The sequence below is a fragment of the Kribbella sp. NPDC048928 genome, from assembly GCF_043197975.1.
Lineage (GTDB): Bacteria > Actinomycetota > Actinomycetes > Propionibacteriales > Kribbellaceae > Kribbella.
The window spans coordinates 1-15,663 of record NZ_JBICUC010000016.1; the positions used below are offsets into that span (position 1 = coordinate 1).

The window sequence follows — 15,663 nt, forward strand, 5'->3', positions numbered from 1 at the left end:
TGAGGGTTCTCCGCCGGTGCACCAGCAGAGAACCCACACCACGAGTAGATGACCGGCCCTCCTACCTTCTGTGCGGACGACGGCGTGGCGCCGACGCCAGCGATGTCGGCTCGCGCTCGCGACCGGCGCACCTGACGCTGCTCTGGCTGCACGTGGTCCGGGAGTAGCGGGGCGGACAATTCGACAGGACATGTCGGTCGGTGTCTGACCTGTGGGTAGTACACCTGAGCGTGAAAGTGCACCGAGCGTACGGCGTCTCGGGGTGCACTACCTGTCGAAATGTCCCTGCCCGGCACTGCCCGGCCAGGTCGGTTGGTTGGTCGGTTGGCTGGTGAACTGGGCGGCAGCCTGTGCGAGCCTTCCAGTTCCGTCCCGGAATCGCCACGCCCGTCCGCCGTCGGTCCACCCACACATCCGACAGGAGAGCCGGAAATAGCCTGTCTCTAGCCCCCAGTTCTTGTTCACGCCACCTTGAGGTGGCGGGGCAGACTGGCGGGTATGGGCGGATTGGGACGACGCGGGCTGCTGATCGCGGGCGCCGGCGCGCTGGCCGGGTGCAGCGGCTCGTCGGCGGGAGGCTCGGGGAGCGATGGTACGGGGCGTGGCGGTACGTCGGCTCCGACGCCTACAGCCGCGACTGGGGGCGCGCAGCCGCCGAGCGCGCCGACCGGCGGTGTGCAGCCGTCCGGCGCGTCGACTGGGGGAGCGCAGCCGTCCAGCGGGCCGAAGGGCGGTGCCTCGGCTGGCGTGTCCAGTTCTGCGGCGACGGAGACGGTGCCTGGGCCGACGACGCCGCGTACGCCGACTGTGGCGTTGCCGTCGGTGCGGTTGTGGACTCCTGGGGCGGGGGAGATCGAGCCGGCCGCGAAGCGGGTTGCGGTCGCGGCCGTCGAGGAGCTGCTGCGTCCTCGCGGCACTCGCGGTGTGGTGGAGGTGATCGACGCCCAGTACGGCGGAATCCTGAGCGACACCGCCAGCGTGCTCGTCCCGTGCCGCATCTACACGATCTCCGGTGGTCGTGTGCTGACCAGCGGTACGACCGTCGACGTACGTCTCACCAAAACCCGCGGGACCTGGCGAGTGACCGCGACGCACCCAGCCCAACCAGGCAAGGCGGCAACCAACCTCTCGTCAGCCGCCCGGCAGGTCCTCGCCAGCGGTCGGATCACGTTGCCGCCCGCGTCCGCGGCAGACATCCGGTCCGGGCAGGTGCACGACTCCGTCCTGACCACGATGCTGCAGCTCGCGAAGACGTACCGCATCGGCATCAGCGTGATCCGCTCGGGCCACCCGATCGATGTCTTCGGCACCAATCGCCCCAGCGACCACCCGAAAGGCCGAGCGTTCGACACCTGGCAGATCAACGGCCACGCCGTTGTGTCCCCGTCGACCTCCCGCTCACTCGTCACCTCGTACATGCGCGCCGCCGAAAACCTCGGCTCGTACAACGTTGGCGGCCCCTACCAACTCTCCGGCACGGCCTACTTCTCCGACCGCACCCACCACGACCACATCCACGCCGGCTTCAAGCCCTAACCCATCCACCCCACCCTGACGCCGTGGCCGCAATACGAGTGGATGTCCACCGGTGCTGGGCTGCGGGGTCGGGGTGCGGTTAGTCCCATTCCCAGGCAATGCCGACGGTGCCGGGGTCGGCGGACGGTTCTATGACGTGGACGCGGGCGTCCGGGGTGAGCATCAGCTCGCGACGCATCAGGTCCGGCCCGGAGGTGTGGCGGCGCCGGAGCTCGTGGACGCGGACCGGGAGCGCGGCGCGGTCGAACTGGACCTCCAGCACGTAGTGCATCCCGCCCCATTCGCTGAACCGCTGGTACTCCGTGGTCGCCAGCCCCGTACGGTCCTCGACCTCGTAGTGCACGACGGCCGTCTCGCCCACCGCGAGAACCCGATCGAGCAGCAGCTCGCCCAGCAGTGCGCCAGCCTCGGCGGAGCGGGCGATCCGGCCCGTACGGCAGCCGCTCAGCACCCGCAGCGCGAGCTGCTCGGCGTCGCAACCGGGCTCGCCCTGGTGTGCGATGATCAGCCGGTCCACCGGCTGTACGGCGACCACGCTCTGCGTCACACGCCGCCGCAGCGAGCTCCGGTCCGCGCCGATCCGCACCTCCTCGAGCACCGTCACGTTCCGCAGCCGTCCGTGGGCGTCGCGCCGGAGCCGGTCGAGCAGCCGGGTAAGCGCCTCGGCGTAGTCCACCACCGCGTACGGCTGGGGAGCGGACTCGGTGCGCGCGGGTGGAATGCGTACGGTGAGCCAGCCACGTGGGAGTTGCAGCAGCTCCTCCAGCGCGGTCACGGTCGCGAGCGAATCCTCCCGCGGGACCCGGCGGCCGCTCTGCCAGGTGCTGAGGGTGGCCACGCCGACGTGCAGCCCGCGGTCGGCGAGGTGCGTGCGGATCCTGTTCAGCGCCAGGCCGCGACGGGCGATCGCATGCCGTAGCGCGTCCGCGAACGACGCTTCCGGAGTCACCGCAGGGACCTCGACCGGCTTGATCATGGGCGCACGCTCCTTTGGAGCAGCAGTGTAAACATTCACAGCACTCGCCGGCACTGCCTCGTCACCCGCTGTTCACCGGATTCTGCCGTTCACAGCCTCCGACGACCCGGAGCCAGGTTCTTGCCGGGCCCGCACGCCGTCCCGACGATGGATCCGCCCACCCTGCAGTACCTCTCGCAGAACCTCTCGAAGGAGGACACATGCGCAGGCTCCGCCCCAGCCGCCTCTGGTCGTTGCTGCTGGCCACGATCCTCGGGCTCGCGACGCTGGCCCCGCTCGCGCCACCCGCGTCGGCCGCCCCGAGCAGCTACTACCTGTACGTCTCCGGCCAGACCCAGCAGAAGTCGAACTGGTGCTGGGCCGCGACCGGCAACAGCATCGCCGCCTTCTACGGCTACTCGTACAGCCAGAACCAGTTCTGCAACCTCGCCTTCGGCTACTCCGTCAACGGCACCTGCCCGAACAACCAGGCCAGCCTCGGCAACGACCAGAACGCGTTCCGGTCGATCGGGATCAGCACCGGCCGGTACGTCTCGTCGACGCTGGCGTTCAGCACGCTCGTCACCGAGATCGCCGCCGGCCGCCCGGTGATGACGCGGATCGGCTGGAACTCCGGCGGCGGTCACATGATGGACATCATCGGGTACGACTCCGCCGACTCGACCATCGAGTACTACGACCCGTGGCCGGACGACCAGCGCTACAACTACTCGACGTACAACTGGTACCGGTCCAACTCGCAGTTCACCTGGACCCACTCCCTGTACCAGATCGGAGCCTGACATGCGCCGCCCGAAGAACATCCTGTACCGCTGCGCAGCCGTACTTGCCGCCGGTCTGGGCTTCGCCGTCGCCGCTGCCGGCCTGGCCGCTGCGGCAGGCCCGCAGCCGGTGGCGCCGAACGAGTTGTCCAAGGCAACCACCGCGGCGCACTCGCCGACCGCGCTGAGCCTGCTCGGGAAGGCCGGCGGTACGGCGAAAGCCGCGGCGAAGGTTGGGCAGGACGCGCACCCGATCTACGGCCTCAACCCCGCGTTCGTCCGCGATGCGTCGGCGCCGGTCGCCACCTTCTGGTACGCCGCTACCTCCGCAACTGCGGGTGGCCGAACGCTGACCGTCTTCACCACACCCGACGGGCACGGTGGATGGCAGGCAGTGAACGTTGCCTCCGGCAACACCGAGTCCAAGATGGCGACGGCGGCCGGCACCGCGACGGTCTTCACGGAGCCACAGCTCGGCGCCTGGTACGCCCTGACCGCAACCCACGTACGTGCGCTCAATCCGTCCGCGGTCAAGTCCATCGGCGGCAAGCCGGTCACGATCGCCGCGTACCAAGACCTGGTAGCCCACCGCTACGCCAACAAACTCCCCGGCTCGACCTACAACGACCAGGGAATGGCCGGCGGCTACAGCGACACCGCACCCACCCCCATCATGACCACCACAACAACCCCGAACCACAACCCAACCATCCCGCTCGCCGTAGCCACCGCAACCCTCGCCGCCGGCGCCCTACTGCTCATCCTCCTGCGGCGCGCGCGAACGTCCCCCGCCCGCTAACCGCAAGCCCGGCGGGTCAGCCATCACCCTGACCCGCCGGGCCGTCCCGTCTCCGCACGGCCGACAACTCAGCCCGTCAGGAAATGAGGTTCTTCTCCGTGACGAAGGAATGTTCACCCGTCTCGTCCTTCCAGTAGACGAGGGTCGGCGAGGTGGCGCCGTTCGTCGGAACAGACGCCTCAAGCGCCTTCCGAGTAGCTCGGGCGGACTCGATGAGCGAATGGAACTCGCTCATGATCTCCCGCTCGCTCTCCATCGTCGACGTGTACGCCGCGTTGCGCGCCGTGAGCTCCTTCTCGAGCATGATGCCCTCGCCGCCCGGGAGATTTCGTGTCGCCCAGTTCATCTCCTGGAGCTTCGCCTCGAGCTGACCGATCTCGTCCTTGAGCCCTCGCGAACGGTCCTGCAGCTGCTGCCAGAACACGATCCCGTCGTCGATGACCGACTTCAGATGTTCCATCGACGAGGTGACTGACTTCGGGTTCTCCTGCATGTCGACGCAGACACGGAGATAGCAGACACGGAGCTCCACGAACGAGGCGAGCATCGCACTGTGGGCGTCGTAGTTCGCCTGCCGAACCTGGAGGTCATCGACGTTCGTCGTGCCTCGTGCTTCGACAAGCTGCCGGAACCTGGCGGCGAGTACTCTCACGTCGCGTTCCGCCAACGCGAGGCGCACGAGCATGTCGTTCGAGAAGGACCCTTCGAGGCTGTACTGCCGGTAGACGTCGTCGACGGTCCTTGATGCGGCCAGCAGCTCGCCCGCGTGCGTCGCTTCGATCCTGGCGATCGCCTCGTTCAAGGTGCTCTTGATGGTGTCGAGCTTCTGGTCCACCTGCTTGAACTGCTGCATCATCACCGCCGTGTTGAGCGCCTGGATCGCGAGGACCGGCGCCACGACCGGAAGCGAGCTCGCCACGGCGACGAACGGCGCCTGCGCCACGATCCCGCCCGCTCCCATCACGGCGCTGCCGACCCCGTTGCCGAGGGTCATCAGCGTGGCCGGATTCGCGGTCGCCATGAAGAGCGTCGACGAGAACGCGGCCGACAACGCGGTCGCTCCCGTCGCCGCACCGGCGACGGCCAACGCCATGGCACCTTGCGGTGAGACGGCCTTCGCGTCCGGGACGTAGTTCCCGGTGGCCAGATAGCCCTCGCGAAGGCCGGCGATCATCAACTCTCGCAGCTTGCCTTGGAACTCGAAGACGGCGAGCTCCGATCCCTCCTTGCCCAATCGCCGAACCGCAACTTCTTGAGGCTCCTCTGCTGCCGGTGTATCCACGACTTTCCCCCCTCAGATCTGTTTCTCTTCGTGCAGCATCATGCTGCTCCCGCCTGCGCGCGGCAAACGCGCACTCCACCTCACCAGCGGCGGGGGAGGCGGGGTTGTTGGCAGAGGAAGCTGCCTACTGCTAGTTCGAGGGCTGGGTAGGAGCCCCAGAGGTCGGTTCGGCGGACCGGGATGATGTGCCAGCCCAGGGCGTCGAGCTCGGTGCGGCGGGTTTCGTCCTTCAGTTGCTGCTTCACCGACGAGTGCCACTGATCACTGTCGTACTCCAACCCAAGCCACCGCCCATCAACAGGCTGGTTTGGGTAGGCGACGTCCAGGCGGTAGGTGCGTCCGTTGCCGTCGACACGGACCTGGAGGTCGGGGCGGCCGAAGCCGGCGTCGATCAGGCGGAGGCGGAGCCAGGACTCGGCGGGGGAGGCAGCGCGGCGGTCGGCCCAGCGCAGCACCTCCTGGCCCTGGCGGTATCCGCGTTGCCGCTCGTACGCGGCCGAGGCGGCGCGGAGTGCGAACAGGTCGGCCTTGCCGGAGCGGAGGAGCGCGTCGACGGCGGAGAGTGCGAACGGGCGCGGAAGGCGCATCGCCAACTCGACCGCGGTCGAGATCGGACTGGTGACCCGCACCCCGTGCACCTCGACCACGTCGGGCGCTTCGCGCGTCCACTGGGCCTCGACGAGCTCCGTCGGGCCGAGGGCGGTCGTGTCGAGTCCGTGCAGCCACGCGGCGGCCGCTCCGCACACGACGGCCTCCGGTGGTGTCAGCAAGCGCATCGCGTCGGCCCGCAGCTCAGCCGAATCAGGAACCCGTACGTCGACGTACACGCCCTTCATCACCTGGCGGATGTCGCCGAGGCCGAGCAGCCAGTTGAGCTTCCGGCCCACCTGATGGGGACGGAACGGGAGGCCGTAGAGGAACAGGGGGAGGTCGGCGGGGATCATTCCGGCATGATTCCTGAATCGCGGGAATCATGCGGAAAGTTGTCCACAGGTCCTGGCGCCGGGGGGCCAGGGCCTTGTTCAGAGGCAGGGTCAGCTGAAGTCGGTTAGGGCGTTTTGGGCTTGGGTCAGCCATTCTCGGCGGGCGGCGATGGCTTCGCGGGCTTCGGTGGCCTTGCGGGTGTTGCCCTGGGACTCGAACTTGGTGGCTTGCTTTTCCAGGTCGGTGATCAGGGACTGGAGCTGTTTGACGGTGGCTTCGGCGCGGGCGCGGGCCTCGGGGTTGCTGCGGTTCCAGACCTCGTCCTCGGCCGACTTCACGGCCTGCTCGACGGCGCGCAGGCGGCCGTCGATCGCGCGCATCGAATCGCGCGGCACCTTGCCGATCTGGTCCCAGCGGTCCAGGTAGTCGCGCAACTGCTCGCGCGCCGTCCGCGCGTCGTCGACCGGCACGATGGTCTCGATCTCGACGAGCAGTGCTTCCTTGGCCTTGAGGTTCTCCACCTGTTCGGCGTTCTCCTCGGCCTGTACGGCGTCCCGCGCCCCGAAGAACAGGTCCTGTGCGGCCCGGAACCGCGCCCACAGCTTGTCGTCGACCTCGCGCGGTGCGGGGCCGGCGGCCTTCCACTGCCGCATCAGGTCCCGGAACCGGCCGGACGTCGGGCCCCACTCGTTCGAGGCGGCGAGCGTCTCGGCCTCGGCGGCCAGCCGCTCCTTCACCACCGCGGCCTCTTCCCGCTTGGAGGAGAGCTCCGCGAAGTGCTGCTTGCGATGCCGCGTGTACGTCGTACGCGCGGAGGAGAACCGGTGCCACAACTCGTCGTCCGACGACTTGTCGAGCCGGGGGAGGGCCTTCCACTCGTCCAGGAGCTCGCGCAGCCGGGTGACGCCGTGCCGCCAGTCGGTGCCGGACGCGATCGTCTCGGCCTCGGTCGCGATCTTGGTCTTCGCGGAGCGGGCCTCCTCGACCTTCGCGGCGCGTTCGGCCTTGCGGCGTTCACGCTGCTGGGCGACGAGTGGGGAGAGCGCTTCGAGCCGGGTCCGCAGGCCGTCGAGGTCTCCGACCGCCTGGGCGTCCTCCAGCGAGCTGTTCACCTTCTTGACCGCGGCGCGCGCGTCGTCCGGCGAGACCGTACCCGCCTGAACCCGCTGCTCCAGCAGTTCCACCTCGAAGGCCAGCGCGTCGTACCGGCGGGTGTAGAAGGCGAGCGCCTCCTCGGGGTTCGCGTCCGGCCACTGGCCGACCGCCCGTTCACCGTCCTTCGTCCGTACGAAGACCGTTCCGTCCTCTGCTACCCGGCCCCAGTTCTCTCCGGCCACAACTCGCCCCTTCCGGCGGTATGCACTGCGCTCGTGCCCATTCTGGTCCAGTCCCCGGTCCAACTACGCGATCAGGCCCGTCCCTGGGCGCGTCGAGCTGCCTTCTCGACGCTCAGGCCCTCACTCACAAAGGCCTATCCCTGAACAATCACAAACTCCCAGCTCAGGCGCAACGGTGTTGCATCACAATCCGGTTCGGAACCACCGGGACCCGACCGGTAGCCTTGGTGGGTCCCGAACCCTGTTCCAGGAAGGTCTGTCGTGCTCATCGCCGGGTTCCCCGCGGGTTCGTGGGGTACGAACTGCTACGTCGTCGCCACCGGCCAGGGCGCGGAGTGCATCGTCGTCGACCCCGGACAGGACGCGACCGCGGGCGTCGAGCAGGTCGTCCGGGAGAACAAGCTGAAACCCGTCGCCGTACTGCTCACGCACGGTCACATCGACCACATGTTCTCGGTCCTCCCGGTCTGCGGGACGTACGACGCGACCGCCTGGATCCACCCGGACGACCGGCACCTGCTCGCCGACCCGATGGCGGGGATCAGCCCGGAGACGGCGCGGATGCTGCTCGGCGGCAACCACGAGTTCGCCGAGCCCGACGACGTGGCCGAGCTGAAGGACGGGCAGTCGCTGGAGCTCGCCGGCCTGCAGTTCACAGTCGACCACACGCCCGGACACACGAAGGGCTCGGTCACGTTCACGACCCCGTACGAGGGGCCCGAAGAGGTGCCCGCGGTGCTGTTCTCCGGTGACGTGTTGTTCGCCGGGTCGATCGGCCGGACGGATCTGCCAGGCGGCGACCATCCGGCGATGCTGCATACGTTGGCCACCAAGATCCTGCCGATGCGCGACGAGATCGTCGTCCTGCCGGGTCATGGTGGCCAGACCTCGATCGGCCGGGAGAAGGCGACCAACCCCTACTTGCAGGACCTGGAGATACCGAACTTATGAGCAAGGTGACCCCGCTGAGTGGGTTCCCCGAATTCCTTCCGTCGGATCGGATCGTCGAGCTGCAGTTCCTCGACACGATCCGGGAGACGTTCGAGCTGCACGGCTTCGCGTCGATCGAGACCCGTGCGGTCGAGCCGGTCGAGCGCCTGTCCAACCAGGGCGAGGACGCCGACAAGGAGATCTACGGCGTCCGGCGACTCGCGGCCGGAGCGGACGAGGACGCGGCGCTCGGGCTGCACTTCGACCTGACGGTGCCGTTCGCGCGGTACGTACTGGAGCACAGCGGCAAGCTGGTGTTCCCGTTCCGGCGCTACCAGATCCAGAAGGTGTGGCGCGGTGAGCGCCCGCAGGACGGCCGGTACCGCGAGTTCACCCAGGCGGACATCGACATCATCGACAGCGGCGAGCTGCCGTTCCACTACGAGGTCGAGCTGCCGCTGGTGATCGCGGACGCGTTCCGCAAGCTGCCGATCCCGCCGTTCCGGATCCAGGTGAACACCCGCCAGATCCCGGAGGGCTTCTACCGTGGCCTCGGCATCGAGGACATCGTCGGTACGCTGCGGATCGTCGACAAGCTGGACAAGATCGGCCCGGACAAGGTGACCGAGCTGCTGACCGGGTCGGGGCTGTCCGCGGAGACCGCCAAGCAGGTCCTGCGGCTCGCCGAGATCTCGTCGACGGACGCGTCGTTCGCGGATCAGGTACGGGCGCTCGGCGTCCAGCACGAGGTCCTCGACGAGGGGCTCGAGCGGCTGACGCAGATCATGACGGCGGCGAACGAGCACGCACCGGGGCTGCTGGTCGCGGACCTGAAGATCGCCCGCGGGCTCGACTACTACACCGGGACCGTGTACGAGACCCAGCTGATCGGCGACGAAGGGTACGGGTCGATCTGCTCCGGCGGCCGGTACGACTCACTCGCCTCCGACGGCAAGACGACCTACCCCGGCGTCGGGATCTCGATCGGGGTGTCGCGGCTCGTGCACCGATTGATCTCCAAGGGGCTGCTGAGCGCGAGTCGTCGTACGCCGACTGCTGTGCTGATCGCTCTGACGTCAGAGGACGACAGGGCCGATGCGATGCGGACGGCGATCCAGTTGCGCAGCCGGGGAATTGCGGTGGAGGTTGCACCGAGCGCGGCGAAGTTCGGGAAGCAGATCAAGTTTGCCGATCGGCGCGGGATTCCGTTCGTCTGGTTCAGTACCGAGAACGGGCCCGAGGTGAAGGACATCCGCAGCGGCGACCAGGTACCGGCCGACGCCGCCACCTGGTCCCCGCCCGCCGACGACCTACGACCAAGCATCAACACGCAAGAGGAGAACTCGTGATCCGTAACCGTTCCGCAGGTTCGCTGCGCGCCTCCGACGCCGGCGAGACCGTGATCCTCGCGGGCTGGGTGGCGCGGCGACGCGATCACGGCGGCGTGGCGTTCATCGACCTGCGCGACTCGTCCGGCACCGTCCAGGTCGTGATCCGCGACGAGGACGCCGCGCACGGGCTGCGTTCGGAGTTCTGCCTGAAGATCGTCGGCGAGGTCTCGCCGCGCCCGGAGGGCAACGCGAACCCGAACCTGCCGACCGGCGAGATCGAGGTGATCGCGGCCGAGGTCGAGGTGCTGAACGAGGCCGCCCCGCTGCCGTTCCCGGTCGAGGAGCACCACGCGACCCCGGTGAACGAGGAGATCCGCCTCAAGTACCGCTACCTCGACCTGCGCCGCCAGGGTCCGGGTTCGGCGATCCGCCTGCGCAGCAAGGTGAACCAGGCCGCCCGTACGGTCCTGGCCGACCATGACTTCGTCGAGATCGAGACGCCGACGCTGACCCGCTCGACGCCGGAAGGCGCCCGCGACTTCCTGGTCCCGGCCCGCCTGCAGCCGGGCAGCTGGTACGCGCTGCCGCAGTCGCCGCAGCTGTTCAAGCAGCTGCTGATGGTGGCCGGTATGGAGCGGTACTACCAGATCGCCCGCTGCTACCGCGACGAGGACTTCCGCGCCGACCGGCAACCGGAGTTCACCCAGCTCGACATCGAGATGAGCTTCGTCGACCAGGACGACGTGATCGCGCTCGCCGAACAGGTGCTGGCCGCACTCTGGAAGCTCGTCGGGTACGACGTGCAGACGCCGATCCCGCGGATGACCTACGGCGAGGCGATGGCACGGTTCGGCTCCGACAAGCCGGATCTGCGGATGGGCCTCGAGCTCGTCGAGTGCACCGAATACTTCAAGAACACGCCGTTCCGGGTCTTCCAGGCGCCGTACGTCGGCGCGGTCGTGATGCCGGGTGGCGCCGACCAGCCGCGCAAGCAACTGGACGCGTGGCAGGAGTGGGCCAAGCAGCGCGGCGCTCGCGGGCTGGCGTACGTGCTCGTCGGTCAGGACGGCGAGCTGGCCGGTCCGGTCGCGAAGAACCTGTCCGAAGAAGAGCGCGCGGGCATCGCCGACCACGTCGGCGCGAAGCCGGGCGACTGCATCTTCTTCGCCGCCGGTGCGGTCAAGTCGTCGCGGGCGCTGCTCGGTGCGGCCCGGCTGGAGATCGGCCGTCGTGGCGGTCTGATCGACGAGTCGGCCTGGTCGTTCGTGTGGGTCGTGGACGCGCCGCTGTTCGAGCCGGCCGACGAGGCGACCGCCGCTGGTGACGTCGCGGTCGGGTCCGGCGCGTGGACCGCCGTGCACCACGCGTTCACCTCGCCGAAGCCGGACTCGCTGGAAACGTTCGACACCGATCCGGGATCGGCGCTGGCGTACGCGTACGACATCGTCTGCAACGGCAACGAGATCGGCGGCGGGTCGATCCGTATCCACCGCGAGGACGTCCAGAAGCGGGTCTTCAAGGTGATGGGCCTGACCGACGAGGAGGCGACAGAGAAGTTCGGCTTCCTGCTCGACGCGTTCAAGTTCGGCGCGCCGCCGCACGGCGGGATCGCGTTCGGCTGGGACCGGATCACGGCGCTGCTGGCCGGTACCGAGTCGATCCGCGACGTGATCGCGTTCCCGAAGTCCGGCGGCGGGTTCGACCCGCTGACCGCGGCGCCGGCGCCGATCACGCCGGAGCAGCGCAAGGAGGCCGGCGTCGACGCCAAGCCGGAGAAGAAGGGCGCCGAGGCCGAGAAGGCCTGACGTTGCGTACTTGAGCAACACCCCTGGGGCGGTGGGAGAGTAGCGGTTCAGCTCTCCTACCGCCCCAGGAGCGTTTCATGCTCAAACGCCTACTTGCCGCCGCCCTCACACTGGCCGTCGTTCTTGTCGCAGCACCGGCGTCCGCGACGACGTCCCGGGCCGCTGCGGGCGCGCCTACCGATGACGTGACGCTCGCCGACGTACAGGCGATGTTCGGGAGCCGGATCGCGAACCCGTCGATCGTCGAGACCGGTCTGCCGTCGCTGAATCAGGCGATGCGGGACGCGAACATCAACACGCCGTACCGGAAGGCCGCGTTCCTCGCGACGTTGGTGCACGAGTCGCGGCTGGAGTACAACATCCGCGAGATCGGCGACACCCGTCCGTACGGTGGGCGCGGTTACATCCAGCTGACCGGCGACTTCAACTACGGCCCGGCCGGTGAGTATCTCGGGATCGATCTGCTCGGCGACCCGGATCTGGCGATGTCGTTGCAGTGGAGCGCTCCCATCGCACGCTGGTACTGGACCGTTGCCCGCGACATCAATCCGTACGCGGACAGCCTCGACATGGGCCGCGTGAACGCCGCGATCGGCTATCCGGCGGGTGCCGAGGACCAGCGACGCTGCGACTCGTTCAAGAACGCACTGAACTACCTGACCGGCTCGGTCCCGCCCGGCATCAGCTGCACCCGCCCGGCCGCCTTGAAGGGCGATACCACCAAGCTCACCAGGTCGCAGTTCGACACCCTCGCGGGGTTAGCTGGGGTTAGTGGGGGCAGGCCCGTCGAGCTGTGCTTTGATCCACATTCGGTCGGGGGTTAGGTAGCTGGTGAGGCGTAGGCCGGCCTCGGTCAGTTGGGCGGTCAGGTGGTCCTCGGAGAGGTTCTTGGTGAGGATTCGCTGGGACCAGGTGCGGCCGTCGATCGTGTGGGTCAGAGTTGCGGCCTGGGAGCCGTCAGGTAGGTCCTCGACGTCCGAGACGACCATCCGGCGGTGCTCGTCGCCCATCTCCGCGGGCGCGTGCCGATGGCCGGGGACCTCCTGCTGAAGGAGCACCGAGCCGCCGGGCCGGACGTGACGTGCGCACGTCTCGAGCAGCCGCAACCGTTCGCCGTCATCGGCGACGTTGATCAGGAACGACATCATCAGTACGACATCGAAGCGCCGCTCGAGCCGCAGGTCGCCGATCGTCGAGCAGACCGTCTCGACCCCGAGCGGCGCCACCCGCGCGACCATGTCCGCCGACTCGTCGACCGCCACCACCTGATGCCCGAGCGCGAGCAGCGGCCGAGTGATCCGCCCCGTACCGCATCCCAGCTCCAGAATGCTGCTCTCCGCCCCGATTGCGCCGCCGATCAGCTCGTCCTCCCCCCGCGCCGACGACACCTCGTACATCGCGACCGCACTCCCGTCCGGCGTGTGCACTCCGGGCCCGGTACCACCCTGTCCGACTCTCATGCCGCGATCCTCTGAGCCGCACCAACCGCCTGCCAGTCTTTCGGCGGCACCCGAAAGTACCGGCCCCTGATACAAACCTGCGTTTGACACCGATCTTTTGTAGCAATACATTTGGTACAAATACTCGGAGGGAACGTGGTTCAGGTGAGCTTCCTGTGGTTGATCGGAGCAACGGTCGGCGTCGTGGTGTTCCTGTGGATCCAACGGCAGCGGGCGGCGCAGCTCGAGGTGAATCGGCTGATCGAGCGGGCCGGACTGCCGGCCGAGCCGCGACTGGTCGACGCGGCGCTGGACTGGCAACGGCGGCGTCAGGAGACCCTGCTGATCGGGATCCTGATCGGTACGGTCGCGGCCGGCGCAATCGTGCTGCTGGTACGCAACGGGCTGCACATCGGCCTCGCGAGCAGCGACGTAGCTGACGACGGGTTGCTGACCTGGTTGCTCGCCGCGGCCGCCGTGGCCGGTGCGGGCGGTCTGGCGACGCTCGCGTACAACTACCGGGTCGTGCGCGAGGCCCGCAGCGACGGTCGCCGTACGGCAGCACTGCGCCCGCGACAGCTCGCGGACTACCTGAGCCCGTGGGAGATCGTGATCCAGTACAGCTGCCTCGTACTTCCGCTCGTCGGGATCGGCCTGGGCGTCGTGATCCTCGGTACTGCGGACCGCCCGGCGAGCGGCTGGATCCTCGTCGTCAGCGGACTGGTCGCGGTACCGCTGTGGGCCCTCGGGCTGTTCCTGCAGCGCAGGGCGCTGCTGGTCAACCGCCCGTCCGGTGACAAGGCCGAGCTGCTGTGGCAGGAGGCGCTGCGGGCGTCGACGCTGCGCGATGTCGGTTCGTCGGTGCTGATGATCTGCTGGATGCTCGGTGCGGCCCTGCCGATGTCGTTCCAATGGCCTGCGGGTACGCCGCACTTCGTCCAGCCGGTGGCGACCGTGGCGTTCCTGGTCTCCGTCGTGATGCTGTGCGGGCGTGGGGTGCTGGCGGCCAGCCGTCGCGGGCTGGGTCGTGTACAGCGGATCGCCGGATGATCATCACGATCGACCCTGGGTCGGCGAAACCGCCGTACGAACAGGTGAAAGAGCGGATCGACGCACTGATCCGCGCCGGCGAGCTGGTCCAGGGCACGCGGCTCCCGACCGTCCGCCAACTCGCCGGCGACCTGGGGCTCGCGGCCAACACGGTCGCGCGGGCCTACAAGGAGCTGGAGGCCGAGCGGCTGGTGGAGACGCGCGGCCGCAACGGTACGTTCGTGCTCGCGACGCGGATCCGGATCGACGACGAGGAGGCCCGGGCCGCCGCCACGATGTTCTCCCGGGCTGCCCACCGGGCCGGCCTGAACTTCGCCCAGGCCACCGAGCTCCTGCAGCGGACCTGGGGGAGTGGGGAGCGTCCCCGGCGCGTGGAGGAGTTCAACTGAGATGCTGGCTCGATGGAGATTACGGTTGATCCGGTTGGGTTGACGCCGCCGTACGAGCAGGTGCGTTCGCAGATCGAGGCGTTGATCCGGGGTGGGGAGTTGGCTCGGGGGACGCGGCTGCCGACGGTGCGGCAGTTGTCACTCGATCTCGGGCTCGCGGTGAACACGATCGCCCGCGCCTACAAGGAGCTGGAAGCCGAGGAGCTGGTGGAGACCCGCGGCCGCAACGGTACGTTCGTGCTCGCGTTCCGCAGCCAGACCAACGACGCAGCGACCCACACCGCCGCCGCCCAACTTGCGGCCGCCGCCCACGAAGCCGGTATGTCGCTCGCCGAAGCTACCGAGATCCTTAACCGCGCCTGGTAGCCAGGACGTTGCCGCCGTCCTGGGACAGCACAGTGAAGCCTGCCTGTTCGAGTTCGGTGCGGAGGGCTTCCGGGCGCAGGTGGCGGCGGTGGGGGTGGTACCAGGCGCCGTTGAGTTGGATGGCGTCTGCTGTTGGGACGGCGGTCTGTTGATAGCAGATGCCGGTGCCGGCGTCGTAGTGGAAGCCGTCCTCGTACACGCGGTCCGGGGTGTAGACGGCGGTCGAGAGGACGTAGCAGCCGTTCAACCGTTCACGTACGGCGGACAGCAGGTTGGCGCGGTCGGCGTCGGTGACGATCGACTGGAGGCAGTAGCTGTCGAGGATCACGTCGTACTGCTTGGTTCCAGGAGGTAGCGCGCAGACGTCCTGCACGCTGAAGTTCACGTCCACGTCGCGCTCGCGTGCGAACCGGCGTGCCAGCGTGATCGCCTCCGGGATCAGGTCGATCGCATCGACGCGGAATCCCTGTGCAGCAAGGAAACAGGCCGCGGGTCCGGTCCCGCAGCCGTACTCCAGCACCGCACCACCCGGGACCAGCCTGTCGAGAACACTCTCCAGGAACGCGCGGTTGGGGAACTCCTCGTACGTCCAGCTCTCCCCGAAGAGGTCGTTCCACTGCGTCAGGCCTTCCCGCGCAAGGCGCCGGTAGGCCTCCACGTGCTCAGCGAAGTAATAGCGCACCCGACGTTTGTATCAGTGGATGCCGCGCGGCGCTCCGCGATTTAGGGGGTGTTCGT

At 68.4% G+C, this 15,663-nt stretch carries 16 protein-coding genes; 10 read left to right on the forward strand and 6 right to left on the reverse strand.

Annotated features, from left to right (window positions below; all coding sequences use genetic code 11):
- Positions 1–498 precede the first annotated feature (498 nt).
- A complete protein-coding gene (locus ACGFI6_RS41145; RefSeq protein WP_393128149.1) occupies positions 499–1,536 on the forward strand; it encodes a hypothetical protein in 1,038 nt (345 codons plus the stop codon).
- Positions 1,537–1,615: 79 nt separating this feature from the next.
- On the opposite strand, the gene ACGFI6_RS41150 is transcribed toward ACGFI6_RS41145, so the two are convergent.
- A complete protein-coding gene (locus ACGFI6_RS41150) occupies positions 1,616–2,512 on the reverse strand; it encodes a hypothetical protein (RefSeq protein ID WP_393128150.1) in 897 nt (298 codons plus the stop codon).
- Between the two features lie 200 nt (positions 2,513–2,712).
- Here ACGFI6_RS41150 and ACGFI6_RS41155 point away from each other — a divergent pair, with 200 nt between their 5' ends.
- Positions 2,713–3,294 carry a papain-like cysteine protease family protein gene (locus ACGFI6_RS41155; RefSeq protein ID WP_393128151.1) on the forward strand — a complete coding sequence of 194 codons (582 nt, stop codon included), beginning with the start codon at positions 2,713–2,715 and terminating at the stop codon, positions 3,292–3,294.
- Between the two features lies 1 nt (position 3,295).
- On the forward strand, positions 3,296–4,072 hold the full coding sequence (locus ACGFI6_RS41160) for a hypothetical protein (protein WP_393128152.1): 777 nt from the start codon (positions 3,296–3,298) through the stop codon (positions 4,070–4,072).
- Between the two features lie 76 nt (positions 4,073–4,148).
- Here the strand turns inward: ACGFI6_RS41160 and ACGFI6_RS41165 are convergent, their stop codons facing one another.
- From ACGFI6_RS41165 to ACGFI6_RS41175, 3 genes are all read right to left on the reverse strand, one after another.
- Positions 4,149–5,306 carry a hypothetical protein gene (locus ACGFI6_RS41165; protein WP_393128153.1) on the reverse strand — a complete coding sequence of 386 codons (1,158 nt, stop codon included), beginning with the start codon at positions 5,304–5,306 and terminating at the stop codon, positions 4,149–4,151.
- Between the two features lie 128 nt (positions 5,307–5,434).
- Complete coding sequence (locus ACGFI6_RS41170) at positions 5,435–6,298, reverse strand: hypothetical protein (protein ID WP_393128154.1); 864 nt, start codon at positions 6,296–6,298, stop codon at positions 5,435–5,437.
- A gap of 90 nt (positions 6,299–6,388) precedes the next feature.
- Positions 6,389–7,615: a DUF349 domain-containing protein gene (locus ACGFI6_RS41175; protein ID WP_393128155.1), complete on the reverse strand. Its 1,227-nt coding sequence runs from the start codon at positions 7,613–7,615 to the stop codon at positions 6,389–6,391.
- Positions 7,616–7,876: 261 nt separating this feature from the next.
- On the opposite strand from ACGFI6_RS41175, the gene ACGFI6_RS41180 reads away from it, so the two are divergent.
- From ACGFI6_RS41180 to ACGFI6_RS41195, 4 genes are all read left to right on the forward strand, one after another.
- Positions 7,877–8,566, forward strand: a complete 690-nt coding sequence (locus tag ACGFI6_RS41180) for an MBL fold metallo-hydrolase (RefSeq protein ID WP_393128156.1) — start codon at positions 7,877–7,879, stop codon at positions 8,564–8,566.
- A complete protein-coding gene (gene hisS, locus ACGFI6_RS41185; RefSeq protein WP_393128157.1) occupies positions 8,563–9,894 on the forward strand; it encodes a histidine--tRNA ligase in 1,332 nt (443 codons plus the stop codon). The genes ACGFI6_RS41180 and hisS overlap by 4 nt, the downstream gene beginning before the upstream one ends.
- Entirely contained in the window at positions 9,891–11,681 is a 1,791-nt protein-coding gene (aspS, locus tag ACGFI6_RS41190; RefSeq protein WP_393128158.1) for an aspartate--tRNA ligase, read from the forward strand. The genes hisS and aspS overlap by 4 nt, the downstream gene beginning before the upstream one ends.
- A 77-nt stretch (positions 11,682–11,758) precedes the next feature.
- Positions 11,759–12,505, forward strand: a complete 747-nt coding sequence (locus ACGFI6_RS41195; RefSeq protein ID WP_393128159.1) for a glycoside hydrolase family 19 protein — start codon at positions 11,759–11,761, stop codon at positions 12,503–12,505.
- On the opposite strand, the gene ACGFI6_RS41200 is transcribed toward ACGFI6_RS41195, so the two are convergent.
- Positions 12,440–13,141: a class I SAM-dependent methyltransferase gene (locus ACGFI6_RS41200; RefSeq protein ID WP_393128160.1), complete on the reverse strand. Its 702-nt coding sequence runs from the start codon at positions 13,139–13,141 to the stop codon at positions 12,440–12,442. The two genes, ACGFI6_RS41195 and ACGFI6_RS41200, sit on opposite strands and share 66 nt — an antisense overlap.
- 144 nt (positions 13,142–13,285) lie before the next feature.
- Between ACGFI6_RS41200 and ACGFI6_RS41205 the strand changes: the two genes are divergently transcribed.
- The 3 genes from ACGFI6_RS41205 to ACGFI6_RS41215 are packed head-to-tail and all read left to right on the forward strand — an operon-like array spanning position 13,286 to position 14,925.
- The gene (locus ACGFI6_RS41205) at positions 13,286–14,170 is read left to right on the forward strand and encodes a hypothetical protein (protein WP_393128161.1); all 885 of its coding nucleotides are present in this window, start codon (positions 13,286–13,288) and stop codon (positions 14,168–14,170) included.
- Positions 14,167–14,559, forward strand: a complete 393-nt coding sequence (locus ACGFI6_RS41210) for a GntR family transcriptional regulator (RefSeq protein WP_393128162.1) — start codon at positions 14,167–14,169, stop codon at positions 14,557–14,559. Before ACGFI6_RS41205 ends, ACGFI6_RS41210 begins: the two co-directional genes overlap by 4 nt.
- Positions 14,560–14,571: 12 nt before the next feature.
- Positions 14,572–14,925, forward strand: a complete 354-nt coding sequence (locus ACGFI6_RS41215; RefSeq protein WP_393128163.1) for a GntR family transcriptional regulator — start codon at positions 14,572–14,574, stop codon at positions 14,923–14,925.
- On the opposite strand, the gene ACGFI6_RS41220 is transcribed toward ACGFI6_RS41215, so the two are convergent.
- On the reverse strand, positions 14,909–15,607 hold the full coding sequence (locus tag ACGFI6_RS41220) for a class I SAM-dependent methyltransferase (protein ID WP_393128164.1): 699 nt from the start codon (positions 15,605–15,607) through the stop codon (positions 14,909–14,911). The two genes, ACGFI6_RS41215 and ACGFI6_RS41220, sit on opposite strands and share 17 nt — an antisense overlap.
- Positions 15,608–15,663 lie beyond the last annotated feature (56 nt).